14 protein-coding genes are annotated in these 14,013 nt (G+C 70.9%); 6 read left to right on the forward strand and 8 right to left on the reverse strand.

The annotated features are described in order from the left end of the window. Window positions 1-12: 12 nt before the first annotated feature. Window positions 13-1,392: a phospholipase A2 gene (locus ACH4S9_RS30590; RefSeq protein WP_398374703.1), complete on the reverse strand. Its 1,380-nt coding sequence runs from the start codon at window positions 1,390-1,392 to the stop codon at window positions 13-15. Window positions 1,393-1,456: 64 nt separating this feature from the next. Here ACH4S9_RS30590 and ACH4S9_RS30595 point away from each other — a divergent pair, with 64 nt between their 5' ends. Beyond that, window positions 1,457-3,016, forward strand: coding sequence for an RICIN domain-containing protein (locus ACH4S9_RS30595; RefSeq protein WP_398374704.1), 1,560 nt, complete (start codon window positions 1,457-1,459; stop codon window positions 3,014-3,016). A 15-nt stretch (window positions 3,017-3,031) separates the two neighbouring features. Here the strand turns inward: ACH4S9_RS30595 and ACH4S9_RS30600 are convergent, their stop codons facing one another. Next, window positions 3,032-3,457: an SH3 domain-containing protein gene (locus ACH4S9_RS30600; protein ID WP_361184101.1), complete on the reverse strand. Its 426-nt coding sequence runs from the start codon at window positions 3,455-3,457 to the stop codon at window positions 3,032-3,034. 9 nt (window positions 3,458-3,466) lie between these two features. Beyond that, the gene (locus tag ACH4S9_RS30605) at window positions 3,467-3,949 is read right to left on the reverse strand and encodes a MarR family winged helix-turn-helix transcriptional regulator (protein WP_398374705.1); all 483 of its coding nucleotides are present in this window, start codon (window positions 3,947-3,949) and stop codon (window positions 3,467-3,469) included. 112 nt (window positions 3,950-4,061) lie between these two features. Here ACH4S9_RS30605 and ACH4S9_RS30610 point away from each other — a divergent pair, with 112 nt between their 5' ends. From ACH4S9_RS30610 to ACH4S9_RS30625, 4 genes are all read left to right on the forward strand, one after another. Then, window positions 4,062-4,817 (forward strand): dienelactone hydrolase family protein, encoded by a 756-nt coding sequence (locus ACH4S9_RS30610; protein WP_398374895.1) that lies wholly within the window; start codon window positions 4,062-4,064, stop codon window positions 4,815-4,817. Between the two features lie 82 nt (window positions 4,818-4,899). Beyond that, a complete protein-coding gene (gene map, locus ACH4S9_RS30615) occupies window positions 4,900-5,670 on the forward strand; it encodes a type I methionyl aminopeptidase (RefSeq protein ID WP_398374707.1) in 771 nt (256 codons plus the stop codon). 137 nt (window positions 5,671-5,807) lie between these two features. Further along, window positions 5,808-6,839: a medium chain dehydrogenase/reductase family protein gene (locus tag ACH4S9_RS30620; protein WP_398374709.1), complete on the forward strand. Its 1,032-nt coding sequence runs from the start codon at window positions 5,808-5,810 to the stop codon at window positions 6,837-6,839. A gap of 52 nt (window positions 6,840-6,891) precedes the next feature. After that, window positions 6,892-7,569 carry an SRPBCC family protein gene (locus ACH4S9_RS30625; RefSeq protein WP_361184111.1) on the forward strand — a complete coding sequence of 226 codons (678 nt, stop codon included), beginning with the start codon at window positions 6,892-6,894 and terminating at the stop codon, window positions 7,567-7,569. A gap of 62 nt (window positions 7,570-7,631) precedes the next feature. On the opposite strand, the gene ACH4S9_RS30630 is transcribed toward ACH4S9_RS30625, so the two are convergent. From ACH4S9_RS30630 to ACH4S9_RS30640, 3 genes are all read right to left on the reverse strand, one after another. Further along, window positions 7,632-8,036 carry a nuclear transport factor 2 family protein gene (locus ACH4S9_RS30630; protein ID WP_311724403.1) on the reverse strand — a complete coding sequence of 135 codons (405 nt, stop codon included), beginning with the start codon at window positions 8,034-8,036 and terminating at the stop codon, window positions 7,632-7,634. A gap of 80 nt (window positions 8,037-8,116) precedes the next feature. Further along, window positions 8,117-8,986 carry an alpha/beta fold hydrolase gene (locus ACH4S9_RS30635; protein ID WP_398374896.1) on the reverse strand — a complete coding sequence of 290 codons (870 nt, stop codon included), beginning with the start codon at window positions 8,984-8,986 and terminating at the stop codon, window positions 8,117-8,119. A gap of 682 nt (window positions 8,987-9,668) precedes the next feature. Further along, window positions 9,669-10,361, reverse strand: a complete 693-nt coding sequence (locus ACH4S9_RS30640; protein WP_311724404.1) for a metal-dependent transcriptional regulator — start codon at window positions 10,359-10,361, stop codon at window positions 9,669-9,671. Between the two features lie 230 nt (window positions 10,362-10,591). Between ACH4S9_RS30640 and ACH4S9_RS30645 the strand changes: the two genes are divergently transcribed. After that, window positions 10,592-11,347 carry an SIS domain-containing protein gene (locus ACH4S9_RS30645; protein ID WP_311724405.1) on the forward strand — a complete coding sequence of 252 codons (756 nt, stop codon included), beginning with the start codon at window positions 10,592-10,594 and terminating at the stop codon, window positions 11,345-11,347. Between the two features lie 40 nt (window positions 11,348-11,387). Here ACH4S9_RS30645 and ACH4S9_RS30650 read toward each other — a convergent pair whose 3' ends face one another. Then, window positions 11,388-12,854, reverse strand: a complete 1,467-nt coding sequence (locus ACH4S9_RS30650) for a PAS domain-containing protein (RefSeq protein ID WP_311724406.1) — start codon at window positions 12,852-12,854, stop codon at window positions 11,388-11,390. Between the two features lie 449 nt (window positions 12,855-13,303). Then, window positions 13,304-14,002 (reverse strand): pyridoxamine 5'-phosphate oxidase, encoded by a 699-nt coding sequence (pdxH, locus tag ACH4S9_RS30655; RefSeq protein WP_398374712.1) that lies wholly within the window; start codon window positions 14,000-14,002, stop codon window positions 13,304-13,306. Window positions 14,003-14,013: the final 11 nt, after the last annotated feature.

Below are 14,013 nucleotides of genomic sequence, written 5' to 3' on the forward strand. Positions count from 1 at the left end.
TGGTTCAGCGGATCACCGGGTCTCGAGCAGGCCTGCCGCGAGGACGCTCTGGTAGTAGAGGCCTGCCGCCCGGCGGCACAGCGCGCGCTCGACGGCGGTGTGGTCGACGGGCCAGTCCCGGCTCTCGCAGATGGTGTTCAGGTCCTGGTGGAAGACGCGGTCGATGCGGTCCTTGCCGGAGTCTCCGTTCACGCTGTTGTGGAAGGACTCCTTGCCGAGCAGGGCCTTGGAGTTGCGGTACCCGAAGTCGTGCCGGTAGCAGGCGAATGTGAAGTCGAAGCCGCCGATGGAGTCGGGGGCGGGCGCGTTGCACCCGTTCGTGGACCAGTCGAACTCGTAGGGGTCGGGCGAGCCCGCCTGGTGTTCGTAGAGGGCCGTGTACCAGGCGCGGCGGGCATCCTCTCCCTCCTGCGTCAGGCTGTTCAGCCGGGCGAGCTTGTCGTCCGAGACCGTGGGGGCGGTCGGCGCGTGGAGGTCGGTCCACTGGTCGTCCGCCCCGCTGCCGCTGTACATCTGGACGGACCGGTGGTCGGAGGCGAGGCGGTAGAGGCGGTCGCCGCTGGTGGTGAAGGCGGCGGCGGGCCCGCCGACGCGGTTCCACTGCTCGGGTCGGCCGTTGTACTTGTAGAGGTCACCGGTGTCGGGGTTGGTGGCGTACAGGGTGTTGCTGCTGAAGATCTCGCCGGCGGGCCCGCCGACCTTGTTCCACTGGCTGTGCTCGGCGTCGTATTCCCACACGCAGCAGCGGTCGGGGGTCAGTTTGTAGACGTTGTTGTCGGTGACGGCGAAGGTGGCGCCTGAGCTGCCGATGCCGGCCCACTGGCCGTCCTCGTACTTGTTGAGGTCGCCGGTGGCCGGGTCGGTCGCGTACAGGGCGGCGGCGGGGCCGGTGTAGAGGTCCTTGGCGGGGCCGCCCACCTTGGTCCACGCGTCGCCCTGGCCGGTGTACTCCCACACGCCGGTGCCGTCGGGGCCGATGCCGTACAGGTGCTCGCTGGTGGCGGCGAAGTCGGCGCCGGCGCCGCCGATGCGGGACCACTGGCCGGGCTCGCCGTTGTACTTGTTGAGATCGCCGGTGGCCGGGTCGGTGGCGTAGACGGCGTCGGCGCTCGCGTAGAGGTCCTTCGCGGGGCCGCCCACCTTCTGCCAGTTGACCGTGTCGGAGGACCACTCGTAGACCGCGGAGTTGTCTTCGGCCAGGGCGTAGACGCTGTCCTCGGCCGAGACGATCTGGCCCATGGCGACGGGCTCACCCGACGCGGGCTGCTGGGTGTCGGCGTACGCGGGGATACCGATGACGAGAGTGGCCGCGCCGAGCAGGAACAGAAACTTCTTGGCGGTGGAGATCGAGATTCCTTCTGGCTGAGATGCCGGAGAACGACGCATACGCATGGGTAGAGTCCCTTCAGCATTGATGTGATTCCGAGCACCGGTCCGTTCGTGGGGATCCGGTGCGATGACATCGACGCTGCGGGCCGGGCTGTTTTCCATCAAGATCGTTCATCTTCGGCGCAGGTCGGCGGCGGACATCGGGGGATTGTCCGCGGACAAAGGGGGGTTCATGGGCAGGTCTGGCCGGCCATTCGAAGGGCTGAGGGGCGAGTCGGAGCACATCAACGCGTTAGCAGGAATGCTGTGCCGGCTGACGGAAGGCCTGACGCTGCGCGAGCTCGCCGAGCGCTATCCGCAAGGCGGCGGAAAGACGTTGTGGGGGCAGTACCGCTCCGGTGAACGGGCGGTGCCCGCCCACATCCTGCATGAGGTCATCAACCGCCAGGTACCCGACGCCCGCACCCGGCAGCAGCGGCACGAAGAGGCCAAGCGCCTCTACGAACTGGTCGCGCAGAAGCAGCAGCGGCAGGCCCCGGTATCGAAGACACAGCAGGCCGTGGAGAAGGCCGTACAGGCGCAGACGCAGGCCGAGACGGACCTGGCGGAAGCGGAAGAGCGCATCCGGAGCCTGGTCGAAGTCATCCACCGGCTCGAGCGCGGGAAGACGCAGGACCCGACAGCGGACTCGGATGCCGGGGACGAACTCCGCCAGGCCAGAGAGAGCCTGACGATCGCCGAAGAGGCCAAGTCCGACGCGTTACAGGCCCGGAACACCGCCCTGGAGGACCAGGAGAAGTACCTCCACTCGGACGCCGGACCGCGCGCTCCCCAACAGGCGTCGTCCGGGGCGGACCGCCCACCGGCCGGCGTCGGCTCCCCGGCGACCGGCAGCACCGGCAGCACTGGCGACCGCCGGGGCCGGTTCCGGCGCTGGCGCACCCCCGCCCAGTGGGGCGCGCTCGCGGCGCTGCTGGCCGGCATGTGGTTCGTCACCGACAGCCAGAACACCGCGACGTCAGGCGCGCCACCCACCACGTCCGCCACGCCGACGATCACGACGCCCCACAGCCCGACGCCAGGGCCCTCGGCTCGGTCCTCCGATCCGTTCACGGGCCCGTCCGGCGGCACCAGCCGACCCGCGCACACGGCGACCCCGTCGAAGCCGCAGACACCGTCGGCACCGTCGGCCACCCCATCGCCCGGCAAGAAGCCGCGCGCCCGCGCTGACGCACCGCCGCTGCCGAAGGGCCTGTTCCGCCTGACCAATGCCGACAGCCACCTGTGCCTGTCCGTGCCCCCGGAGAACACCACCCCATCGGCAGGCCTCATCCAGACCGGCTGTGGCGCGAGCCCCGAGCAGTTCTGGAAACTCTCCGTGGAGGACTCCGGTTCGGCCGGAACCACGTACTCGATCCGCAATCAGCACAGCGATCTGTGCCTGTCGGTCGATGCGGCAAGCAAGGAGAACGACGCCATCATCACGCACTATCTGTGCGGTGACGACGAGCAAGATCTGTTCCCGGATCAGCTCTGGAGCTTCCGCTACGACACTTCCCGTCACGCATGGAAGCTGATCAGCCGTAACAGCGGCAAGTGCGTCGCCCTGCCCACTACGAGCGGGGACGAGGAACAAGTGCTGCAAGAAGAGTGCGGCGGCGACAGCTGGACGCTCTGGCGCACCTGAGGGTTCGGGCCGTCGCTAATCGAGGTACTTGCTGTAGACCCAGCCCTTCGTACCGGCCGGAATTCCCGAGCTGGTCCTCTTGGTGATCTTTCCGTACGACCAGCTCTTCTTGAAGTCGTGGACGCCACCCGTCCGGCAGAAGTAGCGGAAGGAATCCCCCCGGTAAAGCGTCCCGATCACTCGATAACGCTTTCCGGGCCCTGTCCGGAATGTTGCACCACTCGTACGGACCTTGAAATTCACATCGGGCGAATCGAACCGGCACGCCGACGCGCCCACCGCGGACGCCGTCGGCGCCACGGCCGTCAAGCCCCCCAGCAGCAACGACGCCGTCAACGCGACTACGGAAGCCCGGTATTTGGCCTGCACGCGATCACACCCCCCGTGATCAGGAACGTTTTCGTCATCGCGCAGACGAGAATAGCACCGGACATTTGCCACTACGCGAGGTCAGGAGGTCCGGGCGTGGTAGTCCAGCAGTCGGGTGAGCAACTGCACGAACTGGTCGCGTTCGGCCGGACTCAGCGGTGCCAGCAGTTCGTCGTGAAGGTCGTCCAGGACCTGGTCGAGGCGGCCTAGTTGACGGCGGCCTTGGGCGGAGATCGTGATGATGTTGCGGCGCTGGTCGTCGGGGTCCGGCGCCCGCTCGACGAGGTGACGCTCGGCCAGTTCGTTGAGCACGCCGACCATGTCACTGCGGTAAATGCCGGTGCGTCTGCTCAGCGTCGCCTGGCTGCCGGGCCCGTGATCCTCCAGGGAGGCGAGCACGGCGTAGTGCCACTTGCGGGCGTCGGCCTCGGCCAGCCCTTCGTTGACCAGCCGGTCCGACCGCGTGGACAGCTGCGACAACAGCCGGCTCGCCCGTCGCCGCAGTCGGTCGGGCGTCTTGAGCGCGCCGTCGTCGGGCATGTCCGTGGCTTCGGCTCTGGTCATGGCGCCCATTCTACCCATTGCGTTAGTCCGACTAGCGATGTACGTTCGCTTGCGCCGACATCGCTAGTGTGACTAACGGTGGTCGGGCAAACCCCTGGAAGGAAGATCCGCCATTCCCACCAAGACACTCCGGATTCCCACCCCTGACGGCCAGGCCGACGCTTTCGCCGCCTCCCCCGACGACGGCGATCGGCACCCTGGGGTGCTGCTGTACACGGACGCTTTCGGCCTGCGACCCGAGCTGGAGCGGAAGGCCCGCGAACTGGCCGGGCACGGCTACTACGTGCTCGTCCCCAACTTCTACTACCGGCACGGCCCGGCACCGGTGGTGGAACTTCCCGAGTACATCGGAGAAGAGGCCAGGCCCGCGGTCATCGCCCAGCTGATGCCCCTGCTCAAGGCACACACCACCACCGAACGCGTCCTGCGCGACGCCGACGCCTACCTCAGGTTCCTCACCACCCAGCCCGAGGTCAGGTCAGGACCGGTGGCCGTGACCGGCTACTGCATCGGCACCCTCCTGGCGCTGCGCACCGCAGCGGCCCATCCCGACCAGGTGGCCGCCGTCGCCGGATTCCACCCGGGCTTCGTGGTCACCGACGCGCCCGACAGCCCGCACCGCCTCATCCCCGAGCTCAGCGCCGAAGTACATCTCGGCCTCGCCGAAGGCGACCTGTCGCCCGCGATCATCAGTGAGCTCAACCAGTCCCTGGATGCCGCGGGCCTCGGCCACACCTGCGAGATCTACCCCGGCACCGTCCACGGCTTCACGATGTCCGACACGGACGCCTTCAGCGCCCCCGGGCTCCAGCGCCACTGGGACCGCCTGCTCCCCCTCCTCGACCGGGCAATGCGGCCGCGGGAGTGAGCGGCAGCCCGACCATGAATCCAATTCAAGTACCGGTACAGTATGGCCGGTATAGTTATTGGTTTCACGAGAAGGACGCCGCGTGATCGAGATCCTGAGCCCCAGCCGACTGACCCGAGCAAAAGACACAGGCGCCGTGGTCGCCCACATCCTCCAGACGCTGAAGAGCCGCAGCGCGATCGGCACGAACCTGCTGGACATCGACCAGTGGGCCAAGGCCATGATCGTCGAGGCGGGAGCGCTGTCCTGCTACGTCGACTACGCGCCCTCCTTCGGGCGCGGCCCGTTCAGCCACTACATCTGCACGGCCGTCAATGACGCCGTGCTCCACGGACGGCCGTACGACTACACGCTCGCCGACGGCGATCTGCTGACACTCGACCTCGCCGTCTCCAAGGGCGGAGTCGCCGCGGACGCCGCCATCAGCTTCATCGTGGGCGACGCAAAGCCCCCGGAGAGCGTCGCGATGATCAGCGCGACCGAACGCGCGCTGGCCGCGGGGATCGCCGCCGCCGGACCCGGGGCCCGCATCGGCGACATCTCCCACGCCATCGGCACGGCCCTCAGCGAGGCCGGGTACCCGATCAACACCGAGTTCGGAGGTCATGGCATCGGATCGACGATGCACCAGGACCCGCATGTCCCGAACGCCGGACGACCCGGCCGTGGCTACACACTGCGCCCCGGGCTGCTGCTGGCACTGGAGCCGTGGGTCATGGCGGACACCGCTCGACTCGTCACCGATGCGGACGGATGGACGCTCCGCAGTGCGACAGGCTGCCGGACGGCGCACAGCGAGCACACGATCGCCATCACCGACGACGGAGCCGAGATCCTCACCCTGCCGAGGTAAGCGCGGCGGCGAGGCCCTCACCGAAGAACCAGTTAGAACCTCTCACGGAAACCATTGACGCCCCGCGCGCCTTCGCGTTATAACTTCTAACGAACGCAAGAGCATCCAGCGAAACGCGAAGCGCAGTGGAGGTCGTCATGAACGCCGGTGGACTCGTCGAGGTCGTCCTGCCGGGCACGGTCGAGCCGGAAGGGCTGGAGATCCGGCACGGAGCCGTCCCCACCCCGGGTCCGGGACAGGTCGTGATCCTGATGGAGGCGACCGGAGTCTCGTTCGCCGAGCAGCAGATGCGCCGCGGCCGGTACTACGACCAGCCGGCGTTCCCCTTCGTCCCCGGCTACGACCTGGTCGGCACGGTGCTGACGACCGGCGAGGGCGTCGAGCCGGGGCTGGCCGGCACCCGGGTGGCCGCGCTGGTCAAGGTCGGCGGCTGGGCCAGCCATGTGGTCGTCGACGCGGCGGACGTGGTGGAGGTCCCCGACGGGATCGGCGCGGCCGAGGCGGAGACCCTGGTCGTCAACGGCATCACCGCCTGGCAGATGCTCCACCGCAAGGCGCGCGTCCGCGCGGGGCAGACCGTCGTGGTGCACGGCGCCAACGGCGGCGTCGGCTCCGTTCTGGTCCAGCTCGCCCACGCCGCCGGTGTGAAGGTGATCGGCACGGCGTCCGCCCGCCACCACGACGCCCTGCGGGAGCAGGGGGTCGCCCCCGTCGACTACCGCGCCGGGGACGTCGCCGCGCGGATCCGCGAACTCGCCCCCGGCGGAGTGGACGCCGTCTTCGACCACGTCGGCGGCCGGGGCATCGTCGACTCCTGGCGCCTCCTCGCCCCCGGCGGCACGCTCGTCTCCTACGGCAGCGCCTCCACCCGGGACGACCAGGGGTCCAAGCAGTGGCCCGTCTTCAAGCTCCTCGGCCGGGTGTGGCTGTGGAATGCCCTGCCCAACCGCCGCCGGGCCTACTTCTTCAACGTCTGGGCCGGGCGGGCCCTGACCAAGAACGGGTTCCGGGACCGGCTGCGCGCCGATCTCTCCCAGGTCTTCGCGGCCTTCCAGCGCGGTGACGTCACCGCCCAGATCGCCGCCCAACTGCCGCTCACCCGCGCCGCGGACGCGATGCGGCTGGCCGAATCCGGCACCGTCGCCGGAAAGGTCGTACTGACTCCGTAGGCCCTGTCCGACGCACGCCGCCACCCCCACCCGACAGCTGAAGGGAACACCCATGTCCAGCAACGGCCCGTCGACCTCACCCGCCCGGCAGTCCCGGCCCCGGACCGGCGTGCGCGCCGCCGCCCTCACGCTCTCGCTCGCCGTCGCCGGCGTCCTCGGGGCGCCCGCCCCGCCCGCCCAGGCAGCCCCGGCCGCCCAGGGCCATCACGGCGGCGCCTCGCAGTGCCGCGGGCAGGGCGTCGACCCCACGGCCCGCATCCGCTATCAGTCCGACGTCGTGATCGACGCGCCGCTGAGCACCATCTTCAAGCTCCAGACCGACGTGGAGCGCTGGCCGGCCTGGCAGCCCCCCGTCCTCACCATGAAGCGCCTCGACCCCGGCCCCCTGCGGAAGGGTTCGCAGTTCCGGTGGACCACCCCGGCGCCCGCCACCCCGTCAACCCCCGCCACCACCCTGGACATCACCTCCACCGTCCGGCAACTCCAGCGCGGCCACTGCATTCTGTGGCGCGGGCCCGCGATCGGCGAAGGGCTGCGCATCGACGAGGGCGTCCACCTGTGGACCTTCACGAAGGTCAAGGGCGGCGTCCGCGTCCACACCGAGGAGACCTGGACCGGCGCCCAGGTCGAATCGGATGTCCCCACCGCGACCGCGGCCCTCGGCGCGGGCCTCGAAGCCTGGCTGCGCGATCTGAAGACCACCGCGGAAGCCCGCGCCCAAGCGCACTGAGACCGTCCGAGCAGTCCGGTCGGCGCTGTGCGGGCGGGATGATGCGGCCAGGCGGCCGAGTATCAGGCTTCCGTGACAGTCCGTCCCGGCATCGGCTCCGCGAGCGCGGCCCGCCACGCCGGCGCGCCGAATGGGCCGCCGAAGTACTGCGTCTCGTGCACTACATGATGGTCAGCGAACTCCATGATGCTCACCGAGTACGAAGGCACGCCGTCGTAGGTGATGACGCATTCGCTCACCCATACGTGAGCATGGCCGGTGATCCGCTGGACGGTGAAGTGCCGGTCGGCCGGGTGCCCGCCACGTTGCGCCGCAATCGTCTCGCGGCCCCGGAAACGCTCGCCCGACTGCGGGTAGTCCAGGATCGCGTCCGCAGCGTAAACGGCATGCTCGGCTTCGATATCCCCGCGCTCCGACGCCCGCCAATGCTCCTCGATCGCGGCCCTGATCCGGGACTCAGCATCCATGGCACCGCCCTTCCGTGGCAGCGACAAGCCTAGACACCCTTTGACCGCAGCCGACCCAATCCGCCCGGGATGTCTCCGGCTTACGCGGGCAGCACCGAGGCCAGGAAGGGCTCCACGGCCCGGCGCCAGCCCTCCGGCTGGTCGTAGTGGACCAGATGGCCCGCCTCCGTCACCTCCGCGTACTGACCCCGCGGCAGGACGCGCACCATCTCCTGCGCCTCCGCCCGGCCCAACTCGCCGTCCGGGCCCCGCACCACGAGGGTCGGGCACTCCACGAGCGCCAGCTCCTCCCAATGGGCGTCATGGGCCCAGGTCGCGCGGGCCTTGAGCATCTGGCGGCGGGAGAAGACCGGACGCCAGCCGTCCGAACGCTCGGTCATGATCTCGGCGAAGAAGTCGCCCCGCGGGGCGCTCGGCCGCTCCAGCCTCGGATCGTCCTCGCCGAACCACTTGCGCACATCGGCGAGGGTCGCGAACGGCAGCGGCCAGGACGCGAACCACTCGGCCCACTCCGCCTGCGAGGCGGCGCCGAGCGCGGAGGCCCGCATATCGCAGATCACCAGGGCCCGGACCAGATCGGGGCGGCGGGCGGCCAGCTGCCAGGCGGTGAGCGCGCCCATGGAATGGCCGATCAGGGTGACGGGGGCCAGGCCCAGCTGCTCGACCGCGGCCTCGGCGTCGGCCACATAGGTGCCCCGGTCGAACGGGCCGTCGGCGGGCTTCTCGCTACGGCCGTGGCCGCGCTGGTCGAGGGCGACGGCCCGATGGCGGGCGGCCAGCCAGCGCGCGGTGTGCGCCCAGTGCGCCGCGCGGCCCATCAGGCCATGGAGCAGAAGAACACCCGGCCCGCGCGACGCCCGCGCGCCGCCGCCCGCCTTGGGCGGCTCGGTGAACTCCCAGGCGGCGAGCCGCACGCCGCCGGCTCCCGTCACGTCGATGCGCCGCACCATGTGCTCCGACACCCCCATTCCTCCCTCGACCGGCCCCAGGATATCGAACCTGTATTCGAACACGCCGTCACGAGCCGACAACACCCCTCGTTCGAGTGACCGCGCCAGGGGATTGATCGTCCGCACCGAGGGGAGACAGCTAGCGGGAGGCGGACTACTCGGGGAAGGGAGTCCGCGGGGGCCGACCCTGAGAGCTCGGGGCTCCGGGTCGCCAAGGCCTCCGGCCGCGCGGGCCGCGTCACAGCGGACCGTGGGGCCGGGGGCCCAGAGGGGGGACATGGGGAGGCAGGGCCCCGGCGGCTCAAGGCGCCGGGGCCCTCGCTGTCCCTACCGTCCTCGCCGTCCTCGCTGCCCTTGCCGTCGATCGCCCGCGGAGCGGCACCGCCCGTCAGGCCCATAAGGAGCCCCCTCCCCCCAACCCGGGAAGGCGGACGAGCAGACCTCGCACGCCCCGCCCCGGATCCCCAGCACACCTCGGCGCACGAGCGCGCCCGTGCATATATGCCTCCGCGACAGAGTCGCACGCGATGGGCCCGGGCGCTCGGTTTCCACCGATTCCGATGTCAGAAAAACCTCAGAAAAAGCCACCGTCGCAGGTCACGACCGTCGAATCGGCCGAACCGGTCGATTCGGTCAGCGTGTCGCCGGAGTTACGCAGGTGCGCCACAAGGGTCGGTAGTGCTCAGCGCTTGGCGACGAACACATGGGACGCGATCTCCGCGTCCAGCTCGGCGGCCTCACCGCTGCTGCCCACCAGCACACCGCCCGGCGACTCCGTCACGCTCACCACCGAGCCCGGCTGCACACCCGCCCGGCGCAGCGTGTACATCAGCTGGGCGTCGGTCTGGATCGGCTCGCCGATCCGGCGCACCACCACCGTCTTGCCCTCCGTGCCCGGCTCCAGCTCGCGCAGGCTCACCATGCTCTCGTCGAGGAACGGGTCGGCCTCCGCCTTCTCGCCCAGCTCCTCAAGGCCCGGGATCGGGTTCCCGTACGGCGACTCCGTGGGGTGGCGCAGCAGCTCCAGCACCCGCCGCTCCACCGCCTCGCTCATCACATGCTCCCAGCGGCACGCCTCGGCGTGCACCTGCTCCCACTCCAGCCCGATCACATCGACCAGCAGACACTCGGCGAGCCGGTGCTTGCGCATCACGCGGGTCGCCAGCCGGCGACCCTCCTCCGTGAACTCCAGGTGACGGTCGCCCGCGACCGTCACCAAGCCGTCCCGCTCCATGCGCGCCACGGTCTGGCTGACCGTCGGGCCGCTTTGGTCGAGCCGCTCCGCGATCCGGGCGCGCATCGGGACCACACCCTCCTCCTCCAGCTCGAGGATGGTGCGGAGATACATCTCCGTAGTGTCGATCAGTCCGGACATGCGTGCCCCTCGAATGTGTCGTGCGGTGGCCCTGACCCCAATTCTGACGCATCCCGCCGACAACGGGGCCTGGTCCGGCGTCGCCGTACCCGTCGGTGCGATCGGGTCCTGATCGGGAACAGGGCCGGTGCGGAGCCAGTATTGACAGCTCCCTGACCGACGGCCCAACGTGATCCGCGCCACTCGGCACCCGACACGGCACAGGATCCGACGGAAAGGTTCACCCCAGAATGAGCGAGAGCAAGCAGGCCGGGCAGTACTTCGACGCCGCCATCGGCCTGCTGCGGCGGGTACGCGACGAGGAGGCCGAGAACATCGGCGCGGCGGGCGCCCTGATCGCCGAGACGGTCGTCGCGGGCGGCCGCCTCTTCGCCTTCGGCGCGGGCCACTCCTCGCTGCCCGCCCAGGACGTCGTCTACCGCGCGGGCGGCCTGGCCCTGATGAACCTGCTCCCCGTCCCCGGGATGGTCGGCGTGGACGTGATGCCCGCCACGCTCGGCAGCGCCCTGGAGCGCGTCGACGGGCTCGCCGGCGTCGTCCTGGACAACAGCCCGGTGCGCGCGGGCGACGTGCTCTTCGTCATCTCGCTGTCCGGGCGCAACCCGCTGCCCGTCGAGATGGCCATGCACGCGCGCGCCCTCGGCCTCAAGGTGATCGGCGTGACCTCCGTCGCGTACACCACCGCCACCACCTCGCGGCACAGCTCCGGAAGCTTCCTGAAGGACCACTGCGACGTGGTCCTCGACAGCAAGATCGCGGTCGGCGACGCCGAACTGAGCGCCGACGGCGTCGGGGCGCCCTTCGGCCCCGCCTCCACCGTCGTCACCTCCGCGCTGATGCAGGCCGTGATGGCCACGGCGGCGGGCGAGCTCGCCGAGCGCGGTATCGACCCGCCGATGCTGCGCTCCGGCAACGTGGACGGGGGCCATGACTGGAACCGGCAGATCATGGCCGACTACGGCGACCGGATCTTCTACCAGCGCTAGGCGCGCCCCTCCGCCGCCTGCGGCGGGCCTGGGACATGTCCTAGCCCAGTTGCTGGGCCAGGTCCAAGGCGGCGGCGACGCGGGCCGAGACGTCCTCCGCGTATCCGGCGTCGGCCCGGTCGAAGGGGCGGCGGCCGGAGCCGCGCAGAAAGGTGACCACGCCCAGGGTGCGGCCACGGCTGCGCAGCACCGCGCACAGGCCGTGGACCGTGCCGTCGGGCCACTTGCGGGCCGTCGCCCACCCGGTGGCGACCGCCTCCTCCACGCGGTTCGCGCTGACCCGCACCGACCCGCAGCGCTCCGCCGCCAGAAGCGCCGGGTGACTCTCCGCGTACGCCACCGGAATGCCCCCCTGGACGATCGCCGGACACGGGCCCGGGGCGCCGCTGCCCGGCGTCGCCGCCGCCCGCACCAGCCGGACCCGGCTCGGCCCGTCATCCGGTCCGTCGGCCCGCGGCCCGCCCAGGACCAGGTCGATCAGGGCGTGGTCGGCGAAGCCCGCGAGCGCGAAGTCCAGATGGACGGTGGCCGCCTCGGACGGGTCCTCGCACTCGGCCGCCGCCCGCGCCGCCCGCTGGAGCTGGTTGCCGCGGAAGCGCAGCCGCGAGCCGTCCAGCTCGTGCCGCTTGAGCTCCGTCACGTCCTGGAAGATCCAGGCCACGCCGAGCGGCACCGGCTCCTCCGCCAGCGGCGAGGCCAGCCGCAGAAAGCCGCTGCGCCAGCAGCGCCGGGCGGGGGCGCCGCCCTCTCCGGCGACGCCCCCGCCCGTCAGGCCCCGTACGCCCCCCAAGCCGCGACCGCCCTCGCCGGACTCCCGCAGGCTCACCCACAGCTCCGTGGGCGCCGGTGGCGCGCCCTCCGCCAGGACGTGCTGGAGCGCGCACTCCAGCTCCTCCAGGCCCTGGTCCAGCAGCTCCCCGAGCGGGCGCCCCAGCGCCGCCGTACGACCGGTGCGCAGCGCGCGCGCCGCGTTCCTGTTCACGACCGCGGGGCGCAGATCGGCGTCGACCAGGACCACGTTCCACGACGCGTCGTCCAGCAGCGCCTCGCTGAGCGCTATCGACCGCTCCAGATCGATCTGCGTATGCACCTCGCTGAACGCGCAGTACACCCCGCCCGGCCGCCCGTCCGCCCGCGGCACCGCCGAGGACTGGGTGCGCACCAGGACCCGGCCGCCGTCCTTGGTCAGCAGCGCGAACTCGTTCACCTGGCGCCCCGGGGCTTCGATCGCCGCCATCAGCCGCGCCTCCACCTCGTGCGCGTCCGCCGCCCGCACCGCCCACCCCGCGAGCCCCTTGCGGCCCACCGCCTCCCGCGCCGACCAGCCCAGGATGCGCTCGGCCTCGCGGTTCCAGTGGGTGACGGTGCCCTGGGCGTCGAAGGCGCACAGGGCGGCGTCCATGCCGTCCAGCAGCGCGGCGAGCAGCCCCGAGTCGTCTCCCGGGTCGGCGCCGCTGCGCGGCGGCCGGACCTCGGCGGCCCGCGGCGGCGTCGGAGCGGACGGCACGGCACGAGCCGGCTGTGCGGGCTCGGAACGTCGCGAAGCGCTCACCGGACACCCCCTGGTGGACCGCGTGCGGTGGTGCACGCCGTGACATTCAACTCGAACGTGACACGCGCCACACCGGATTCCGCGAAATCGTTGCGTCCCGGAAATTCACTTGTGGCGTGGCGAAGCGGTTCCTAGGGTGTGGAGCACACGAGAAGGGAGGTGGTTCGGCAGATGTATCAAATCCGGACGCGTGAGGTGACTGCGGGCTAGCGGTCCGTTGTCGCGCTCAGCGCATTCGCCGGACCGGCGCACGAAGCATGTGCGCAGCCGGCCAATCCCAAGCAGTCACCCGACCCGTGGGTCGCCGGTACGTCCGACCGGCTCCCCTTGCGCCTCGCGGCGCGGGGGAAGACCCACGGGTCGTCTGCGTTCTCCCCTTCTCCTGCTCCTGCTCGGAGGCCCGCCTACGGGCTCAGCCGCTCGACCCGCCAGCCCTCCCCGCCCGTGCCCGGCACATACCGCAGCCGGTCGTGCAGCCGGTTCTCCCGCCCCTGCCAGAACTCCACCGCGTCCGGCACCACCCGGAAGCCGCCCCACTCCGGCGGCACCGGCACCTGCTCCCCCGGCGGATAGCGGTCCGCCAGCTCCCCGTACGCCCGGTCCAGCTCCTCCCGCGAGCCGACCACCGAGGACTGCGCGCTCGCCCACGCCCCCAGTTGCGACCCGTGCGGGCGGGTCCTGAAGTACGCCGCCGTCTCGTCCCGGCCGGTCCGCCGCGCCGTGCCCGTGATCACGACCTGGCGGGCGATCGGATGCCAGGGGAAGAGCAGCGACACATACGGGTTCTCGGTGAGCTCACGGCCCTTGCGCGAGTTGTAGTTGGTGTAGAAGACGAACCCGCGCGCGTCGAAGCTCTTCATCAGCACCGTGCGCGAGCTGGGCCGCCCGGCGGCGTCCGCCGTCGAGACCACCATCGCGTTGGGCTCGAACAGCCCGCTCGCCACGGCCTGCTCGAACCACCGCGTGAACTGCTCGTACGGGTCGGCCGCGAGATCGCTCTCGGCGATGCCCTCCGCGCGGTAGTGCTCGCGCATGGCGGCCGGGTCGTAGGTGCGCGCGGCCGGCCGCGCCGAGAATTGCGGGTCAACGTGAGGCACGCGCATATCTTGCAACA

Origin of the sequence: Streptomyces sp. NPDC021225, assembly GCF_044332865.1 — a bacterium.
Taxonomy (GTDB): domain Bacteria; phylum Actinomycetota; class Actinomycetes; order Streptomycetales; family Streptomycetaceae; genus Streptomyces.

What these genes read in the sequence shown, in the direction of transcription:
- ACH4S9_RS30590 (WP_398374703.1), bottom strand. Translation starts at nt 1,392, where the DNA reads ATGCGTATGCGTCGTTCTCCGGCATCTCAGCCAGAAGGAATCTCGATC.
- ACH4S9_RS30595 (WP_398374704.1), top strand. Translation starts at nt 1,457, where the DNA reads ATGACATCGACGCTGCGGGCCGGGCTGTTTTCCATCAAGATCGTTCAT.
- ACH4S9_RS30605 (WP_398374705.1), bottom strand. Translation starts at nt 3,949, where the DNA reads ATGACCAGAGCCGAAGCCACGGACATGCCCGACGACGGCGCGCTCAAG.
- ACH4S9_RS30620 (WP_398374709.1), top strand. Translation starts at nt 5,808, where the DNA reads ATGAACGCCGGTGGACTCGTCGAGGTCGTCCTGCCGGGCACGGTCGAG.
- ACH4S9_RS30625 (WP_361184111.1), top strand. Translation starts at nt 6,892, where the DNA reads ATGTCCAGCAACGGCCCGTCGACCTCACCCGCCCGGCAGTCCCGGCCC.
- ACH4S9_RS30630 (WP_311724403.1), bottom strand. Translation starts at nt 8,036, where the DNA reads ATGGATGCTGAGTCCCGGATCAGGGCCGCGATCGAGGAGCATTGGCGG.
- ACH4S9_RS30635 (WP_398374896.1), bottom strand. Translation starts at nt 8,986, where the DNA reads ATGGTGCGGCGCATCGACGTGACGGGAGCCGGCGGCGTGCGGCTCGCC.
- ACH4S9_RS30640 (WP_311724404.1), bottom strand. Translation starts at nt 10,361, where the DNA reads ATGTCCGGACTGATCGACACTACGGAGATGTATCTCCGCACCATCCTC.
- ACH4S9_RS30645 (WP_311724405.1), top strand. Translation starts at nt 10,592, where the DNA reads ATGAGCGAGAGCAAGCAGGCCGGGCAGTACTTCGACGCCGCCATCGGC.
- pdxH (WP_398374712.1), bottom strand. Translation starts at nt 14,002, where the DNA reads ATGCGCGTGCCTCACGTTGACCCGCAATTCTCGGCGCGGCCGGCCGCG.